Here is a 17,842-nt window from a genome sequence, read left to right on the forward strand (position 1 = left end):
CGCATAAAGGTCGCGTAAAGCGGCCTTCCTACAGTGACTCCAGTCGCGAAAGCGGCCGTGCCGCAAGGCGCGATCCTCATCCCGAACAAGGAGTTCACATGCGAAAGACCCTCGGCCTTCTGGCCATCCTGACCCTGGCCGGCGCGGCCTCTGCCGAAACCTACGACGGCGTGCACCAGGGCGCCGGCCTGCTCTCGCGCGACGAGGTGGCCGCCCAGGCCGTCGCCGCGGCCCACGCCCCCGATCAGAACGTGACGCGCGGCTCGCGCGGTCCCGATCCCTTCACGTCCACCGTCTCGCGCGAAGCCGTGCGCCAGGTCGCAGTGGCGACCGCGCATGCGCCCGACCAGAACGTGGTGAGCGGTTCGCGATTCAACAGCGTGATCGTCTCCACGATGCCGAACACGCGAACGGCCGCAGGCGCTGCCGTCGACCGCCAGCCCTGACGCACGTCCCGCGGGAGCCCACGATGAGTGCCGAAACCCAGGACGGCTACACCCGCCGCACAGTGCTGGCGAGTGGCGCGGCCGGCGTTGCAGCGGTCGCGCTGCCGCTGGCGGCGCGTGCCGAACCGGTGGCGCAAGCCGCTGCCGCGCCAGGGCCGACGACGGCCGTCAGCCTGCGCATCAACGGCGCACTGCATGCGCTGTCGATCGACCCGCGGGTCACGCTGCTCGACCTGCTGCGCGAGCAGCTGCACCTCACGGGCTCCAAGAAGGGCTGCGACCACGGCCAGTGCGGCGCCTGCACGGTGCTGGTCAACGGGCGGCGCATCAACAGCTGCCTCACGCTCGCGGTGCTGCACGAGGGCGACGCGGTGACGACCATCGAGGGCCTGGGCGAACCGAAGACGCTGCACCCGATGCAAGCCGCCTTCGTCAAGCACGACGGCTACCAGTGCGGCTACTGCACGCCGGGCCAGATCTGCTCGGCGGTCGGCATGCTCGGCGAGATGCGCGGCGGCATGCCCAGCCACGTCACGCACGACCTGGCCGCGCCCGTGACCTTCAGCCACGAGGAAATGCGCGAGCGCATGAGCGGCAACATCTGCCGCTGCGCGGGCTACCCGAACATCATCGCGGCCATCCGCGAAGTGGCGGGAGTCGCGGCATGAGGGCCTTCACCTTCGAACGTGCAGCCACGCCGGCCGCCGCCGCGCTGGCGATGCAGCAGCATCCGGGCGCGCGCTTCATCGCGGGCGGCACCAACCTGCTGGACCTGATGAAGCTCGACATCGAGCGGCCCCCGCACCTGATCGACGTCAATCGCTTGGGGCTTGATCGCATCGAAGCCTTGCCCGATGGCGGCCTGAAGATCGGCGCGCTGGTGCGCAACAGCGACCTCGCGGCCGATGCGCGCGTGCGGCAAGGCCACCCGCTGCTGTCGCGCGCGCTGCTGTCGGGCGCCAGCGCGCAGCTGCGCAACAAGGCGACCACCGCGGGCAACCTGCTGCAGCGCACGCGCTGCTTCTATTTCTACGACACGACCAAGCCCTGCAACAAGCGCATGCCGGGCAGCGGTTGCGCGGCGATGGAGGGCTTCAACCGCATCCACGCGATCTTCGGCGGGAGCGCGCAGTGCATCGCGGTGCATTCGTCCGACATGGCGGTGGCGTTGCGTGCGCTCGATGCGCAGGTGGAGACCGTGTCGGCCAGCGGTGCGGCGCGGCGCATTCCCATCGCCGAGCTGCATCGCCTGCCGGGCGACACACCCGAGGTCGAGACCGTGCTCGCGCCGGACGAGTTGATCACCGCCGTGACCTTGCCCGCACCGCTGGGCAGCACGCAGCTCTACCGCAAGGTGCGCGACCGTGCCTCGTACGCTTTTGCGCTGGTCTCCGTCGCAGCCGTGGTGGTGCGCGAAGGCCGCACCGTGACCGCGGCGCGCCTGGCCTTCGGCGGACTGGCCGCGAAGCCGTGGCGCAACGAAGAGGCCGAGCGTCGGCTTGTCGGTACCGACGGCGGCACGCAGGCACGCGAGGCCGTGGCCGATCTGCTGCTCGCCGACGCACGCGGCCATGGGCACAACGATTTCAAGATCCCGCTGCTGCGCCGCACCCTGCATGCCACGTTGGCGCAGGCGATCGAAACCTGAAGGGAGGTTGCCACCATGCAATTCACCGAAGCCGCCGGGCCGAGCGCCCTGGACCGCGAGCGCGTGCTGGGCCGCCCGCTCGACCGCATCGACGGACCGATCAAGGTCAGCGGCCGTGCCCGCTACAGCTACGAGTACGACAACGAGGTGCCCGACGCCGCCTATGGCTGGGTCGTGCTCGCGGGCATCGCCAAGGGCCGCATCACGCACATCGACACCGCCGAGGCGCAGCGCGCGCCGGGCGTGCTGCTGGTCTACACCTACGCCAACGTGCCGCGCATGGTGCCGAAGGGGCGCGCCAATGTGGTGTCGCAGCTGTCGGGGCCCGAGGTGCAGCAGCACGGCCAGGCGGTGGCCTTCGTGGTGGCGCAGACCTTCGAGCAGGCGAGGGCGGCCTCGTTCCTGATCCGCATCGACTACGCGCGCGGCGCGGGCCGCTTCGATCTCGCAGCTGCGCAGGCCAGTGCCCCCAAGCCCGGTGACGATCCCAGCGCTGGTGGCGAAAGCGCGGCCGACACGGCGGTGGGCGACTTCCAGGGCGCCTACGACGCGGCACCCGTCACGCTCGACCAGACCTACACCACGCCCGACCAGCATCCCGCGATGCTGGAGCCGCAGGCCACCACCGCGCGCTGGGACGGCGACCGGCTCACGCTCTACACCTCGCACCAGATGCCGAACTGGGCCGCCAGTGACGTGGCGGCCATGCTGGATGTGCCGGTGGCGCAGGTGCGCGTGGTCTCGGCCTTCGTCGGCGGCGGCTTCGGCTCCAAGCTGCGCACGCATGCCGACGCGGTGCTCTCGGCCTTCGCCGCGCGCGAGTTGCGCAGGCCCGTGAAGACGGCGCTGGCGCGCGAGCAGCTGCTCAACCACACGACGCGGCGTGCCGCGACCATCCAGCGCGTGCGCCTGGGCGCCACGCCCGACGGCCGGCTCATCGCCATCGGCCACGAGACCTGGACGAGCAACCTGCCGGGCCGCAGCTACTACGAGGGTGCCTCGCGCCAGACGCGCCTGCTCTACGCCGCCCCGAACCGCATGACGGCGCACCGCGTGGCCGCGCTCGACCTGCCCGAGGCCGCCGCCATGCGTGCACCGGCCACCGCCAGCGGGCAGATGGCCTTCGAGGTGGCGCTCGACGAACTCGCGGAGAAACTGCGCATCGACCCGGTGCAACTGCGCATCCTCAACGACAGCCCGCACGATCCCGAACGCGGGCCGTCGCGCCCGTACTCGGGGCGCAAGCTGATCGAGTGCCTGCGCGAGGGCGCGCGGCGCTTCGGGTGGGACAAGAGAAGCCCCGTGCCGGGGAGGGTGCGCGACGGCCGCTGGCTGGTCGGCATGGGCGTGGCCAGCGCCATCCACCACCACTCGGTGCGGCCGTCGAACGCACGGTTGAGCCTCGACGCGCAAGGCCGGCTGCTGATCGAGACCTCGATGACCGACATCGGCACCGGCACCTACACCGTGCTGGCGCAGATCGCGGCCGAGATGACCGGCATTCCGATGGACCGCATCGGTGTGCGGCTTGGCGACACGGCGTTGCCGATGGGCGCGGGCTCGATCGCGTCGATCGGCGCGTCGAGTGCGGGGGCTTCGGTCTTCGACGGCTGCCAGCAGCTGTGCCGCCTGCTCGCGCAGCGCGCCGGCTTCGACGCGCAGACCGCGCGCTTCGAGCGTGGCCGCATCGCCCTGGGGCGCCGCTCGCATGCGCTCGGCGAGCTGGCGGGCGCGGAAGGCCTCAGCGTGCTCGGCAACGTCGAGCCCGGCGACCTGCACCGTCGCTATGCGCAGGCCGCGTTCGGCGCCCACTTCTGCGAGGTGGGCGTGGACATCGACACCGGCGAGACGCGCGTGCGCCGCATGCTCGGCGTGTTCGCGGCGGGCCGCATCCTCAACATGAAGACCGCACGCAGCCAGGCCATCGGCGGCATGGTGTTCGGCGTGGGCGCGGCGCTGCATGAGGAGGCCGTGGTCGACGCGCACCACGGCTATTTCGTCAACCACGACATGGCCGAGTACCTGGTGCCCGTGCACGCCGACATTCCGGACATCGACGCCGTGTACCTGCAGGACAGCGACGATCTCGCGAGCCCGATCAAGTCGAAGGGCATCGGTGAGCTGGGCACCTGCGGCTCGGCCGCGGCGGTGGCGAATGCGATCTACAACGCGACCGGCGTGCGCGTGCGGAATTACCCGATCACGCTCGACAAGCTGCTGCCCGGGCTGCCGCTGCGTGCTTGAATGGCGGCGTTGCCCTGCGCCACCCATCCGCTGTCCTCGCCATGCCCGCCATTGCCTCTTTCGCCACCTGGACCCGCGTGCTCTTCGCGGCCGCCGCGGCGCTCCTGATCACCGGCTGCGCGACGCTGTCCGACGAAGGGCCACGCACCGCCAGCACCTCACTGCCCGTGCAGGACCCGGCCACGCCGCTCGATCGCATCGCCACCGCATCGATGGAGGGCGTGGACGCTGGCGCCAGCGGCTTTCGCCTGATGTTGGGCCTGGCCAGCATGGACACGCGCCTGGCGCTGCTGCGTGGCGCGCAGCGTTCGCTCGACCTGCAGTACTACCACCTGCACGACGACGCAACCGGCCGGCTGGTGCTGCGCGAGCTGCGCAACGCGGCAACGCGTGGCGTGCGCGTGCGGCTGCTGGTCGACGACCTCTACACGGAAGACATCGGGCCGCTGCTCGAAGGGCTGGGCGCCTACCCGAACGTGGAGGTGCGCATCTTCAACCCCTTTCCCACACGCGGCAGCACGGCCACCCGCTTCGGCCTGGCGTTGTTCGACTTCGCGCGCCTGAACCGTCGCATGCACAACAAGCTGTTCGTGGCCGACGGCGTGCTGGCCGTCGCTGGAGGGCGCAATCTGGGCGACATCTACTTCATGCGCGATGCCGACGCCAACTTCTTCGACTACGACGTGCTGGTGGCGGGCGCGGTGCTGCCGCAGATGGCAAGCCTCCTCGACGAATACTGGAATGCGCCGCAGGTGCGCACAGCGACGTCGGTGCTGCACCCCTCGGCCGATGCCGAAGCCTTGCGCCGTGCCTTCGATGCGCGCGTGGACGGCGCCGACACGCCCGAGCCGGTGCCGTTTCGCACCGTCGATCCCACGGGCCGCGTCACCCTGGGTGAGGAGCTGGCAGCCGGCCGCGTGAAGCTGGCCTTCGGCACGGCGCAGGCCTTTGCCGATTCACCGGCCAAGGCCTGGGGCCGGATGGAGACGCGACGCCTGCCCAGCGGCGCGCTCATCGACACCAGCCGCCGCTTGCTGGGCGAGGCGGCGCAGCGGGCGCAGTCTGAAATCCTCACGTCGTCGCCGTACTTCGTGCCGGGCCCGGCGGCGCTCGAGGGCATGCGCCGCAACGCGGCGCGGGGCATCCGCCAGACGCTCATCACCAACTCACTGGCCGCCACGGACGAGCCCGTGGTCCACACCGGCTACCGTCGCTACCGCGCGCAACTGCTGCAGGGCGGCATGCGCATCCACGAGATCCACCCGAACGCGGGCCGGGCGCTGTTCGTCGGCAGCATTGGCGCCGGTGCGCAGGTGCGGCTGCACACCAAGGCGCTGGTGATCGACCGCAAGACGCTCTTCCTGGGCTCGGTCAACATGGACCCGCGCTCCGATGCGCTGAACACCGAGTTCGGCCTGCGCATCGACTGCCCCGCGCTGGCCGAGGAGGCGAGCGCCTTCTTCGGCGAGCTGATGCTGCACGCGGCGTACCAGGTGCGCCTGAAGCCGGGCAGCGACACTGCGCTGGCATGGTGGCGCATCGACAGCGACCCGCCCGTCCTGGTGACGGACGACGAGCCCGGCGCGGACCTGGCGACCCGCGTCAGGCTCTACCTGCAGTCGCTGGTGATCCCCGAGTCGATGCTGTAGCGGGCTCGGCTCAGCGGTCGAAAGCGGCCTGCAGCTCGGCCTTGCTCGTGACGCCGCGTTGCAGCTGCAGCATCAACAGCAGACGCGCCTTCTGCGGGCTCAGGTCGCCGGCCATCACGGCGCCTGCTTCGTCGCTGGTCTTGCCGCCGCCCACGAAGCCGTAGACGGGCCGCGTGCGGCCGTTGTGCACGCGCGTGGAGACGACCACCGGCACGCCCTTCGACAGCGCGTACTTGAGCGCCTCGAACATCGAGACGTTCATGTTGCCCATGCCCACCGCCTGCACCACGATGCCCCTGGCGCCCTGGTCGACGGCGTAGCGCATCAGCGAGCCGTCGGCGCCGCCGAACATGGCGACGATCTCGACGCGCGGCATTTCTGCGGTGCCGATGTCGATGTGCTGGCGGCGCAGCGGCGCGCGGGTGAAGACGACCTTGTCGTCCCACACCTCGCCCAGGAAACCGAAGTCGCCCGAGTTGAAGGTCTCGACGTTGGCGGTGTGCGTCTTGGTGACGTTGCGCGCCGCGTTGATCTGGTTGTTCATCGCCAGCATCACGCCCTTGCCGCGCGCGTCGGGCGCGGTGGCGATGCGGATGGCGTTGAGCAGGTTGCGCGGGCCGTCGAAGTCGGAGGACGAGGCATTGCGCTGCGCGCCGATGAGGATCACGGGCTTGTCGGACTTCACGGTCAGGTCCAGCCAGTAGGCTGTTTCTTCCATGGTGTCGGTGCCGTGCGCAATGACGACGCCGGCCACCTCGGGGCGCGCGAGCGCGTCGTCGACGGCCTTGGTCAGGCGCGTCCACCACTTCGCCTCGATGTAGTTGGACGACATGGCCGAGAAGTTGTTGACCTCGATGGTCGCGTACTTGCCGGCATCGGGCACCGTCTGCATGAGGTCGTCGCCCGAGATCGCCGGCACCACGCCCTTGGTGACGGGGTCGATCTTCATCGCGATGGTCCCGCCCGTGGCGATGAACTGCACGACGGGCCGCGTCTGCGCCTGGGCCGATGTGGCCACGGCCGCCAGGCCAATCGTCGCGAGTGCCAGTGTCCTCTTTAGTGTCTTCATGGGTGTCCTTGTCGAAGTGTGGGGGTGGAGGTGAGCGAGTCGTTGGCGCGTCAGCCGCCGAACCATTTGGCGGGCACGGTAACGAGCGAGGGAAACACTACCAGCAGGAACATCACCGCCAGCTCGGCCAGCATGAAAGGCCACACGCCCTTGGTGACCTCATCGATCTTCATGCGGCCCACGCCGGCCACCACGTTGAGCACCGTGCCCACCGGCGGCGTGATGAGCCCGATCGAGTTGTTGATGATGAACAGCACGCCGAAGTAGACCGGGTCGATGCCCGCCGCCTTGACCACGGGCATCAGCACCGGCGTGAGGATCAGGATCGTCGGCGTCATGTCCATCGCGGTGCCGACGATCATCACCAGCACCATGATCGCGACCAACAGCAGCGTCGGGCTGGCCATGAAGGGCTCGAGCAGCGCGATCACCTTGCTGGGCAGGTCGGCCACCGTGATGAGCCAGGCCGACACCATCGCGGCGGCAATCAGCAGCATGATCACCGAGGTGGTCTTGGCGGCCGAGACGAAGATCTCGTACAGCTGGCGCAGCTTCAGCTCTCGGTACACGACGGTGGAGACGAACAGCGCATAGACCGCCGCGACCACGGCGGCCTCGGTGGGCGTGAACACGCCCGCGCGCAGGCCGACCAGGATGATCACCGGCAGCATCAGCGCCCAGCCCGAGGCGCGCAGCGCCTTCAGCACCTCGGCACGCGAGCGGCGCGGCGGCGGCACGATCTGCTCGCGCCGGCCCAGCCACCACCAGGTGAACCACAGCGCGGCACCGATCAGCAGGCCCGGGAAGATGCCGGCCAGGAACAGCTTGGTGATCGACACGTTGGCCGCCACGCCGAAGATCACGAAGCCGATGCTCGGCGGAATGACCGGGCCGATGATCCCGGAGGCCGCGATCAGCCCGCCCGAGCGCGCCTTGTCGTGCCCGGCCGAGACCATCATCGGCAGCAGCAGCGCGGTGAGCGCGGCGGCATCGGCCACCGCGGAGCCCGACAGCGCTGACAGCAGCACCGCCGCCATGATCGTGACGTAGCCCAGGCCGCCGCGGATGTGGCCGACCAGCGCCAGCGCCAGGTCGATGATGCGGCGCGACAGCCCGCCGACGTTCATGATCTCGCCGGCCAGCATGAAGAAGGGCACCGCCAGCAACGGAAAGCTGTCGGCCCCGTTGACCACGTTCTGCGCCAGGATCTGCGCGTCGAACAGGTCCAGGTGCCACATCAGGGCCACGCCGGTGGCCAGCAGCGCGAAGGCGATCGGGATGCCGAGCGCCATGGCGCCCAGCAAGGCGCCGATGAAGATGGCGACTGTCATGGCCGTTCTCCTGGCGACCTGGGCTGTGCGGCTTCCTGGCGCGCGAGCTCGGCCTGCAGCGCCTCGAGCTCGCCCTGTTCCTCCGATTCCTTGACCATCACCATCTCGGCCTCGCTGAGCTGGCCCGTGAGCGCGCGCCACAGCTCGCGCAGGATCAGCAGCCCCGCCGACGCGGCGAACACCACGCCCGAGCCGTAAAGGGCGGCGCTGGACATGCCCGTGACCGGCGCGGCCACGTCCCAGTTGATTCGCGCCTGGTCGAGGCTGCCGTCGAGCAGCAGCCAGGCGATGAACAGCATCAGTAGCTGGCCGGCCACGAGGCAGGCCTTCTTGCCGAACAGCGGCAGCCGCGACACCAGCATGTCGGTGCCGAGGTGGGCGTGCTCCTTGAGCGCGACGATTGCGCCCAGGAAGGTGACCCACACGAACAGCCAGCGCGAGACTTCTTCCGACACGGTGATGCCGGAGTTGAAGCCATAGCGCAGCACCACGTTGCCGAACACCAGCACCACCATGATCGCCAGGAACAGCGCGATCAGGCCCTCCAGCAGGCGGCAGTAGCCATCGATCAGGCGAGCCATGATCTTCTTTCCTTGTGCGGTTGTCGGGCGGGGGCTACTTGGCGGCCCGTGCCTTGTCGAGCTCGGAGAACAGCTCTTGCGCCAGCACCGGGTCGATCTGCTTGACGTACTTTTCGGTCACCGGCTTGAGCTTCTCGCGCAGGCGCTCGCGTTCCTGCGCCGGGAACGCCGTCAGCGTCATGCCCTTGCTCTTGAGGAACTCGGCCGACTTCGCGTTCACCTCGCGGTTGGCGTTGCGCTGGTAGGGCTGGGCCTCCTTGGCGGCGTCGGCCAGGACCTTGCGTTCGTCCGCCGAGAGCTTGTCCCAGGTCTTCTTGCTGAACAGCAGCACGATCGGGTTGAAGGTGTGGCGCGTGTCGGAGGCGTACTTCTGGATCTCGTAGTACTTCGAGGCCTCGACCAGCGAGTACGGGTTCTCCTGGCCGTCCACGGCCTTCTGCTCCAGTGCGGTGTAGACCTCGGGCAAGGGCAGCGGCGAGGGGTTGGCACCCAAGGCGCTGAACATGTCGATCATCACGGGGATCTGCATCACGCGCAGCTTCAGGCCCTGCAGGTCTTCCATCTTCGTCACCGGGCGGCGGCTGTTGGTCACGTTGCGAAAGCCGTGCTCGAAGTAGGTCAGGCCGACGAGGCCCTTCTCGGGCAGCTTGTCCAGCAGCTTGCGCCCGACCGGGCCGTCGAGCACGAAGTCGGCCTCCTTCTCGTTGTTGAAGAGGAAGGGCAGGTCGAACAGCGAGAACTCCTTGATGGCCACCGAGATCGATCCGGGCACCACCATCGTCAGGTCCACCGTGCCGCCCTGCAGCGACGAGATGACGGCCGCATCGCCGCCGAGCACGCCGGCAGGAAAGAGCTTCACCTTCATCTTGCCGCCGCTCTTCTTGTCCACCAGGTCAGCGAAGCGCTGCGCGCCCATGCCCTGCGGGTGCTCCTTCTGGTTGACGAACGCGAGCTTGAAGTTGCGCTCCTTGATGTCCTGCGCGTGGCCGGGGCCCATGAGGGCGAAGGCGGCTGCGAGGCCGCACAGGGCACGGAGGACGCGTTGCGAGGGGGTCTTCATGGTGTATCTCCTTCTTGAAATTCGATGCTTCTCACGCACGCGGCCCGAGCGCACGCTCGATGGCCGCGCCAACCGCCAGCAACTGCTGGTCGGTGCCCGCCGCGCCGCAGGCCATCAGCCCGACCGGCGCCGTGCCCGGTGCATGGCAGGGCAGGGTGAGGGCGCAGCCGTCGAGGAAATTGATGACCCCGGCGTTGCGCAGGAAGCGCAGGTTCCAGCGCACGTAGTCGTCATCGCTGCGGTCGGCCTCGGCAAGGGTCGGTGCGATGCAGGCCACGGTGGGCAGCAGCAGCGCGTCGAACGGGGCCAGCGTTTGCGCGAAGGCTGCGATGGCCGAGGCGCGCAGGCGCAGCAGTGCGATGTGGTCGGCGGCGCTGATGCCGGCACCCAGCGCCAGGCGCTGGCCCACGCGCGGATCGTAGAGCGGGAGCCGATCCAGGCTCTCGCGGTGCACCACGTAGGCTTCGGCCCCCGCGATGCCGCCGCCTTCGAAGTAGCGCGGGTGTGCGTCCAGCGACGGCACCGGGGCGGTGGCGATGTGTGCCCCGGCAAGCGACAGCGTCGCCAGCGCGGCTGAGAAGGCGTGCGCCACTTCGGGGTCGAGATCATCCATCAGGCTGCCCTCGGGCACGAGAAAGCGCAGGCCGCGTGCGTCCAGCGGTGCGAGCGGCGCGGGCGCCGTGCCGGCAAGGATCGCGTCGAACAGCGCGCAGCAGTCGACAGAGTTGGCCAGCGGGCCGACGGAGTCGAGCGTCCAAGACAGCGGGAACGCGCCGTCGGTCGGCACCCGCCGTGCGGTCGGCTTGAAGCCCACCACGCCGCACAGCGCCGCCGGGATGCGCACCGAGCCGCGCGTGTCGGTGCCCAGCGCCATCACGCCCATGCCGTCCGCCTGCGCCACGCCGGCGCCGCAGGACGATCCGCCCGGCACGCGGCCGGTGGCGCGGTCCCAGGGGTTGCGCGGCGTGCCGGTGTGCGGGTTGAGGCCGACGCCGCCGAAGGCGAACTCGACCATGTTCGTGCGGCCCAGCAGCACCGCGCCGGCAGCGCGCAGCCGCTCGACGGCGATGGCGTCGTGCGTGGCCGGCGCGGCATCGGCGCGCACCACCGAGCCCGCACGCGTGACCTGGCCGGCCACGTCGAACAGGTCCTTCACCGACACCGGCAGGCCTTCGACGGGTGAGCGCACCGCGCCGTTGCGGCGCATCGCATCGGAGGCGTCGGCTGCCCGGCGTGCGCCTTCCGCATCGACGTGGGTGAAGGCGCGTGCACCTTCACCCGCAGGGTCGGCGATGCGTGCGAGCGCCGCCTCGACCAGCGCGCGCGAGGTGGTTCGGCCGGCCGCGAGGTCGGCGCCGAGTTGTGCGGCCGTGGCCATGGCGTTGCGCATGGGTTCCGTGCGCCGCCTAGGCGTGCACCAGCTCGCGCGCCACGCGGCGCAGGTCCATCTCATATTCCATGTCGGCGATGGGCGGGCGGGTGTACTGCCAGGTGAGGCCCATGCGGGCCACGCCGCGCTGGACGAGTTCGTCGTGCACCAGCGGGCCGATGTCGTGCACCGTGTAGGCCTGCGTGGCGACCGCGTCCTGCCAGGTGAAGCCCAATGCCGTGACGCGCCGCGTCATCTCCGCCACGACGTAGCGCACCTTCTCGCGCAGGCCGTCGAGGCTGGTGTCGCCCAGGCGCACCATGACGTCGTGGTAGTTGCCGTGGCCCTCGGGCGCTTCGCCGCCGCCGGCCACCACGAAGCCGGGCAGCGCGGTGCCGTCGTCCGGCACGGTGTAGGAAAAAGCATGAAAGGCTGGCGACGCGGGCGGCTCGTACACCGGGCAGACATTGGTGCGGGCCACGGGGTTGATGTCGCCGCGCACCAGGCCCCAGTCCTGCAGCGTGCGCACATAGAGGCGGTTGAACTCGACGAAGCCGCCGTCGGACAGCGGCGCGGGCGAGCGCAGCTCGCAACCGCACAGCGCCGACAGCGGCCGGCCGCGCTGCGCCAGGTGCGCGGCAATGGCCTCGAAGCCCGCGAGCAGGGCGGGCGGGCGCTGGAACACCACGCGCTCGATGGCAAAGCCCGGCAGCGCGGCAACGCCGGCTGAATACTGAAAAACGGCCTGGATGTAGCGGTAGCCACCGGGCTGGAAATCGACAACGTGGGTCATGGGTGAATGTCTCCGTGGGTTTCGACTCTATGCAGCTTGCGGGTTGCAAAGAAGCCGAACTTCGGCACCCATGTGTTGCCGATATGAGAACACCCAGGGCGCTAGCTGCGCTCGGCGGCGGTGGTGGTGCCGTAGCGGCCCATGCCGGCCTTGAAGGTCTGCAGCAGCTTGCGCGCGGCCGGCGACGGCTGGTAGGAGGGCATGGTGATGAGGCTGATGTGGGTCTGGGCCAGGTCGCGCTCCTGCAGCGGCACCGCGCACAGCTCGCCGCTGGCGATCTCGCGCAAGGCCGCGTAGCGCGGCAGGAAGGTCATCAGCTCGGAATGACGCACGATGCCCTTGGCCATGTCCAGCGTGTTCGCTTCGATCACGTGCGTGAGCGAGGTCTTGGTCTTCAGCGCGATGGCATCGATCAGCGAGCGGATCTGGAAGGTGGTGTCGGGCAGCACCACGCGCTGGTCCGCCAGCGTCTTGAACGAGATGCTGCGCCGCGCCGCCAGCGGATGACCGGCGGCGACGATGGCGCACAGCGGCTGCTCCAGCCGCGCATGCACATGGAAGGGGTTGCGCGCCGGCAGGCCGAAGGCCAGGGCGAGGTCGATCTCGCCGTCGCGCAGCAACTCCAGCACCGCGCGCGAACCGACGATCGAGACGCTCACGCGGATACCCGGAAAGCGCTCGTCGAAACCCGCCAGGTAGCGCGAAAGAAAGTAGACCATGCCCTCGACGCTGCCGATGCGCACCTGTCCCGCCTGCAATCCGGTGATCTGCTGCAGCGAGGCGCGCAGGGCGTCGGCGTCGGTGCTGGCGCGCGCAGCGTAGTCGCGCACCAGTTCGCCGGCGGCCGTGAGCGTGAGGCGCCGCGCGCGGCGGTCGAACAGGGCGACCTGCAGCTCCGCTTCGAGCTGGCCGATCTGGCGACTGATGGCGCTCGGCGCAATCGACAGGTGTTCGGCCGCACGGCGGATCGAGCCGCTGAGAGCGACTTCACGGAAGTAGGTCAGGGCGAGGGGAAGCATGGTGCGCGCCGATGCTACGCCACCGGGTCTGCATGGCTTGGAACGAGAGAGGGTCCATCCAGTTTCTCGATGGATTCCATCGAAACAAACAGGCTTCCGCGAGAGATGCCTGGCTCCTACGCTAGCGCCATGTCATCGAAGTTCAGTCTTCTTTCTTCGCCCGCCGGCGTTCGGCGATTCCTTTCCAGGAGATACCCATGAGCAAAGTTCTTGTCCTGTACTACTCGTCCTACGGCCACATCGAAACGATGGCCCAGGCCATCGCCGAAGGCGCCCGCAGTGCCGGTGCCGAGGTCGACATCAAGCGTGTGCCCGAGACCGTGCCGCTGGAAGTCGCGAAGAGCGCGCACTTCAAGCTCGACCAATCGGCGCCCGTCGCCGCGGTGGCCGAGCTTGAACACTACGACGCCATCATCGTCGGCACCGGCACGCGCTTCGGCCGCATGTCGTCGCAGATGGCGGCGTTTCTCGACCAGGCCGGTGGCCTGTGGGCGCGCGGCGCGCTCAATGGCAAGGTGGGGGCAGCGTTCAGCTCGTCCGCCACGCAGCACGGCGGGCAGGAAACCACGCTGTTCTCGATCATCACCAACCTGCTGCACTTCGGCATGACCGTCGTGGGCCTGCCATACAGCCACCAGGGCCAGATGAGCGTGGACGAGATCGTCGGTGGTGCGCCCTACGGCGCCACGACCGTGGCCGGCGGCGACGGATCGCGCCAGCCGACCGAGATTGATCTTGCCGGTGCACGCCACCAGGGCGAGCTGGTCGCCAGGACCGCGGCCAAGCTTTTCGGCTGAGCACCCGGTTCCCAAGGAGAACAACCATGAGCACCCACAACACCGCAGGCGAAGCGGCCAAGGCCGTCGTGCGCCGCAACACCGAAGAGGTCCAGGGCGGCGGCAACTACGCGCTCTTCGACGAGCTCTTTGCCGACAGCTTTCTCGACCACACGCCGCAGCCCAGCTGCACGCCGGACAAGGCGGGCGCCCTGGGCTTGTACAAGACGCTGCGCGCGGCGTTCCCCGACTTCCATGCCGACATCCATTGGCAGCGCGTGGACGGCGACGTCGTGACGACCTTCAAGACCTACCACGGCACGCACCAGGGCGACGTGTTCGGCATCGCGCCCACGGGCCGCAAGATCCACTTCGAGACCGTCGATGCGATGCGCGTGCAGGACGGCAAGATCACGGAGCACTGGGGCGTGGCGAACCTGTTCTCCCTGCTGCAGCAGCTGGGTGCCTGGCCGCCGGCGTCCGCCGAGAAGGCGCACTGACGTGAGCGACATCCTCCAAGACAAGGTCGTCGTCGTCACGGGGGCCGCCAGCGGCATCGGACGCGCGATCGCCATCGGCGCCGCGCAGCACGGCGCCAGGGCGATGATCGTCTCGGACATCACCGAAACCTCCAACGAAGGCGGCAGCACCACGACCTCGGAGATCGAGTCGCTGGGCGTGGCCGTTCGCTTTCATCGCACGGACGTGAGCCAGCGCCCGCAGGTCGATGCGTTGGTCGAGGCGGCGGCGGAGTTCGGCGGCGTCGATGTGATGGTCGCCAACGCCGGCATCACGTTGCGTGCGGACGGCCCCGACGTGGCCGAAGACGACTACCGGCGTCTGATGACCGTCAACCTCGACGGCGTGCTGTTCAGTGCCCAGGCGGCGGCGCGTCAGATGAAAGCGAATGGCAAGGCCGGCAGCATCGTGCTGATGGCCAGCATGGGCGGGATCGCGGGCGCGGGCATGACCGTGGCCTATTCCACGAGCAAGGGCGGCGTGGTGCTCATGGCCAAGGCCCTGGCCGATGCGCTCGGGCCCGACGGGATCCGCGTCAATGCGGTCGCGCCGGGCGTGATCGACACCCACCTGGTGCGCACCCACCCGGGCATTGCCGCCGCGTCCGAAGGCTTCAGGCAGCGCACGCCGCTGCGCCGGCTCGGCAAGCCGTCCGAGATTGCGGATTCGGTCGCGTGGCTCGGCTCGGACATGTCCAGCTATGTCAGTGGTATCGCGCTGCTCGTCGACGGCGGTTTGCTGTCGGTGATCTGAGCCTGCGCCGAGACAGGAGAGACACCATGCACTTCGAGGCCGTGAACCCAGGGAACCAACGCCTGAACACCGCGGATGCACTGACGCTGATGCGCGTGCCGCCCAAGTTCGACGTCACCGAGTGGCCGCGCCAGGTCGAGGCTTTTCTGCATGCGACCGAGAAGCCGCTGCACCGGGCCATCCTGAAGAACTACCTGCGGCATTTGCTGCTGGAGGTGGCCGGCTACTGGGACCGGATCATCGTGCCGGAACTCACGGTCGACGAGCCCATGTACCGCGTGGGTGACCGGCGGGAGGTGCACGTCCTGTCGGGCAAGGCGGCGGTGGAAGGCTTCTACCGGCAGACCTTCGAGACCCGGCAGAACGTGATGGGCGCCCGGACCATGAACATGGGGGTGGAAGACTACGGCGTGACCACGGAGGCCGTCTGGACGCACGTGGTGCCGGGCGTCTGCCTGAAGGGCCATCCCGTCGATGCCGACCCCGAGGCCTGGTACCTCATGAACCACCACCTGTTCCAGATCTTCACGTACACCCGCGACGCGCAGCCGAAGCTGATCTCGGAGCGCATCTACGACGATCCGCAGAGCTACAGCTACGAGAAGCTCGCACCCGCGGATGTGGTGACGCCGGAGATGGCCCGCGCGCAGCTTGCGCCGTTCCTCGCGCGGGCGACCCTGGCGTAGGGCGCTCCCGCCTCGATCAAGCGCGGCCAGGCGAATCGGTCTGCTTGAGCTGGTCGAGGAACCAGCGGCCGGCCGGCCCCGGCGGCGAATCTTTTCGGTAGGCCGCGAACATCGCGATGGGCGGTGTGCGCGGCTGGAAGTTCTCGATCTGGATCTGCACCAGCGCACCGGTGTCCAGGTCGTGCCGCACCATGGCCTGCGGCATGTGTCCCCAGCCGAACCCCGCGCGCAGGAAGGCGTGCTTGGCGCCCAGGTCGGCCAGGCGCCACGTCGAAGGCGAGAAGACGCCGTAGGTCTTGCCGTCCGACAGGCTCGTGCGGTCCGTGAGGACCAGCTGCACGTGGTCTTCCAGCTCGCGCATCCGGATCAGGCCTTTGCGGCGCGCCAGCGGATGGGCGTTGCCGGTCACCGTGACCATGGGCACGTCGAGCAGCTTCTCGGCCTCCACGGCATCGGGCACGACGGGCATCGACCCGATGATGCCCAGCCGGCACGTGCCCTGCAGCACGGGCTGGATGACTGCGCCCAGCGCCTCGACATAGAGGCGAAGCGGCGTATGGGGAAACGCCGCGCGGAACAGGCCCACGGCCACCGTCAGCGACTCCATCGGGTACATCACATCTACCGCCACCGACAGCTCGGGCTCCAGCCCTTCGGCCATGGTGCGCGCCTTGGCCTTGAAGCCGTTCATGCTGTTGACGACCACGCGGGCTTCCGCGAGGAGGGCGGTGCCTTGCTCGGTGAGCTGCGGGTAGCGCGCCGAGCGGTCGAACAGCTGCACGTCGATCTGCGCCTCGAGATTGGCCAGCGTCTGGCTGACGACCGACTGCGCCCGCCGCAGCTTGCGGCCCGCCGCCGAGAAACTGCCTTCGTCTGCTGCCGCGATGAAGGTGCGCAGTTGGTCCATGGACAGGCCGTCGAGCATCTATCGTTCCTTTGGATGGGTTGCATCGAAAGATATAGGCTTCTCAGGGGGATGTCCAACTCCTAACCTTCAGGTCATGTCATCACCTGAAGGAAATTTCATGGAGCACTCAGTCAGCGAATCCCTGTCGGCCCTGTCCGTCCAGACACGCCGCATCGTGGCCCGCACCCGGGGCCGTGCGCACGGACCGGTCACGCGCGTCGTCAGTCCCTCGGACATCGGCGAGCTGATCAAGCCGTTCGTCTTTCTCGACTACTTCGATTTCAAGCCGACCGGCAACGCGCTGTTCCCGATGCATCCGCATTCGGGCATTGCGACGATCACCGTGTTGCTCTCGGGCGACCTGCGCTACGAGGACACGACCGGTGCGTCGGGCACCCTGTCCGCGGGCAGCGTCGAATGGATGCGGGCCGGCAACGGCGTGTGGCACGACGCGAGCCCGAGCGGGCTCGAGCGCTTCCAGGGCTACCAGGTGTGGGTCGCGTTGCCGCGCAGCCTGGAGAACCGCATGGCGCAAAGCCAGTACCTGCCCGCCGAGGCCGTGCCGCAGGCAGGCCCCGCCCGCATCGTCCTGGGTCGCCACGAAGGCGCACACAGCCGCGTGGCTGCGCCGGAAGGCATGAACCTGTTGCACGTTCGGCTGGCCGCGGGCGAGCGCTGGCGCTACCAGCCGCCCGCGGGGCACGACGTGGCCTGGACCCACGTTCACCGCGGCGAGCTGCGCGTGGCCGGCGAACGGCTGCAAGGCGAGCTCGCGGTGTTCGACGAATCGGGCAGCGCCATCGATTTCACTGCCGAAGGCGACACCGACTTCATCGTCGGGTCGGCCGTGAAGCACCCACACGACCTCGTGCTGGGCTACTACTCCGTTCACACCTCGCCCGATGCGCTGCAACGAGGAGAGGCGGAAATCGCCCGAATCGGGCGGCAGCTTCGCGCGGACGGGCGCATCCGTTGACTCCCCCGTTCGACTT

At 69.1% G+C, this 17,842-nt stretch carries 18 protein-coding genes; 10 read left to right on the forward strand and 8 right to left on the reverse strand.

Going from position 1 to position 17,842, the window contains the following annotated elements; translation table 11 throughout:
* Nucleotides 1-98: 98 nt before the first annotated feature.
* From CLU95_RS29870 to CLU95_RS29890, 5 genes are read left to right on the forward strand one after another with little or no spacing between them, the layout of a single operon-like run.
* A complete protein-coding gene (locus CLU95_RS29870; RefSeq protein ID WP_099796932.1) occupies nt 99-446 on the forward strand; it encodes a DUF4148 domain-containing protein in 348 nt (115 codons plus the stop codon).
* A 23-nt stretch (nt 447-469) separates the two neighbouring features.
* Entirely contained in the window at nt 470-1,114 is a 645-nt protein-coding gene (paoA, locus tag CLU95_RS29875) for an aldehyde dehydrogenase iron-sulfur subunit PaoA (RefSeq protein WP_099796933.1), read from the forward strand.
* A complete protein-coding gene (locus CLU95_RS29880; RefSeq protein WP_099796934.1) occupies nt 1,111-2,094 on the forward strand; it encodes an FAD binding domain-containing protein in 984 nt (327 codons plus the stop codon). Before paoA ends, CLU95_RS29880 begins: the two co-directional genes overlap by 4 nt.
* A gap of 15 nt (nt 2,095-2,109) precedes the next feature.
* Nucleotides 2,110-4,338, forward strand: coding sequence for a xanthine dehydrogenase family protein molybdopterin-binding subunit (locus CLU95_RS29885; RefSeq protein WP_099796935.1), 2,229 nt, complete (start codon nt 2,110-2,112; stop codon nt 4,336-4,338).
* A 41-nt stretch (nt 4,339-4,379) separates the two neighbouring features.
* Nucleotides 4,380-5,987 (forward strand): phospholipase D family protein, encoded by a 1,608-nt coding sequence (locus tag CLU95_RS29890; protein ID WP_099796936.1) that lies wholly within the window; start codon nt 4,380-4,382, stop codon nt 5,985-5,987.
* Between the two features lie 10 nt (nt 5,988-5,997).
* On the opposite strand, the gene CLU95_RS29895 is transcribed toward CLU95_RS29890, so the two are convergent.
* The 7 genes from CLU95_RS29895 to CLU95_RS29925 form a co-directional block, all read right to left on the reverse strand.
* A complete protein-coding gene (locus CLU95_RS29895) occupies nt 5,998-7,056 on the reverse strand; it encodes an asparaginase (RefSeq protein WP_099796937.1) in 1,059 nt (352 codons plus the stop codon).
* Nucleotides 7,057-7,106: 50 nt separating this feature from the next.
* Nucleotides 7,107-8,387, reverse strand: coding sequence for a TRAP transporter large permease subunit (locus CLU95_RS29900; RefSeq protein WP_099796938.1), 1,281 nt, complete (start codon nt 8,385-8,387; stop codon nt 7,107-7,109).
* Nucleotides 8,384-8,968: a TRAP transporter small permease gene (locus CLU95_RS29905; RefSeq protein WP_099796939.1), complete on the reverse strand. Its 585-nt coding sequence runs from the start codon at nt 8,966-8,968 to the stop codon at nt 8,384-8,386. Before CLU95_RS29905 ends, CLU95_RS29900 begins: the two co-directional genes overlap by 4 nt.
* Before the next feature lie 34 nt (nt 8,969-9,002).
* The gene (locus CLU95_RS29910) at nt 9,003-10,028 is read right to left on the reverse strand and encodes a TRAP transporter substrate-binding protein (RefSeq protein ID WP_099796940.1); all 1,026 of its coding nucleotides are present in this window, start codon (nt 10,026-10,028) and stop codon (nt 9,003-9,005) included.
* 31 nt (nt 10,029-10,059) lie between these two features.
* Entirely contained in the window at nt 10,060-11,418 is a 1,359-nt protein-coding gene (locus CLU95_RS29915; protein ID WP_099796941.1) for an amidase, read from the reverse strand.
* 16 nt (nt 11,419-11,434) lie between these two features.
* A complete protein-coding gene (gene cnbZ, locus CLU95_RS29920) occupies nt 11,435-12,190 on the reverse strand; it encodes a 2-amino-5-chloromuconate deaminase CnbZ (protein WP_099796942.1) in 756 nt (251 codons plus the stop codon).
* A 101-nt stretch (nt 12,191-12,291) separates the two neighbouring features.
* Entirely contained in the window at nt 12,292-13,209 is a 918-nt protein-coding gene (locus CLU95_RS29925; RefSeq protein WP_099796943.1) for a LysR family transcriptional regulator, read from the reverse strand.
* Between the two features lie 197 nt (nt 13,210-13,406).
* On the opposite strand from CLU95_RS29925, the gene wrbA reads away from it, so the two are divergent.
* The 4 genes from wrbA to CLU95_RS29945 are packed head-to-tail and all read left to right on the forward strand — an operon-like array spanning nt 13,407 to nt 15,943.
* On the forward strand, nt 13,407-14,006 hold the full coding sequence (wrbA, locus tag CLU95_RS29930; protein WP_099796944.1) for an NAD(P)H:quinone oxidoreductase: 600 nt from the start codon (nt 13,407-13,409) through the stop codon (nt 14,004-14,006).
* Between the two features lie 26 nt (nt 14,007-14,032).
* Nucleotides 14,033-14,485: an ester cyclase gene (locus CLU95_RS29935; protein ID WP_099796945.1), complete on the forward strand. Its 453-nt coding sequence runs from the start codon at nt 14,033-14,035 to the stop codon at nt 14,483-14,485.
* Nucleotide 14,486: 1 nt separating this feature from the next.
* Entirely contained in the window at nt 14,487-15,257 is a 771-nt protein-coding gene (locus CLU95_RS29940) for an SDR family NAD(P)-dependent oxidoreductase (protein ID WP_257214770.1), read from the forward strand.
* Between the two features lie 26 nt (nt 15,258-15,283).
* Nucleotides 15,284-15,943, forward strand: coding sequence for a hypothetical protein (locus CLU95_RS29945; RefSeq protein ID WP_099796947.1), 660 nt, complete (start codon nt 15,284-15,286; stop codon nt 15,941-15,943).
* 16 nt (nt 15,944-15,959) lie between these two features.
* Here CLU95_RS29945 and CLU95_RS29950 read toward each other — a convergent pair whose 3' ends face one another.
* The gene (locus CLU95_RS29950; RefSeq protein WP_099796948.1) at nt 15,960-16,868 is read right to left on the reverse strand and encodes a LysR family transcriptional regulator; all 909 of its coding nucleotides are present in this window, start codon (nt 16,866-16,868) and stop codon (nt 15,960-15,962) included.
* A gap of 100 nt (nt 16,869-16,968) precedes the next feature.
* Between CLU95_RS29950 and CLU95_RS29955 the strand changes: the two genes are divergently transcribed.
* Nucleotides 16,969-17,826 (forward strand): pirin family protein, encoded by an 858-nt coding sequence (locus tag CLU95_RS29955; RefSeq protein ID WP_099796949.1) that lies wholly within the window; start codon nt 16,969-16,971, stop codon nt 17,824-17,826.
* Nucleotides 17,827-17,842 lie beyond the last annotated feature (16 nt).

Source organism: Variovorax sp. 54 (assembly GCF_002754375.1).
In the GTDB taxonomy this organism is placed as follows: Bacteria; Pseudomonadota; Gammaproteobacteria; order Burkholderiales; family Burkholderiaceae_C; genus Variovorax.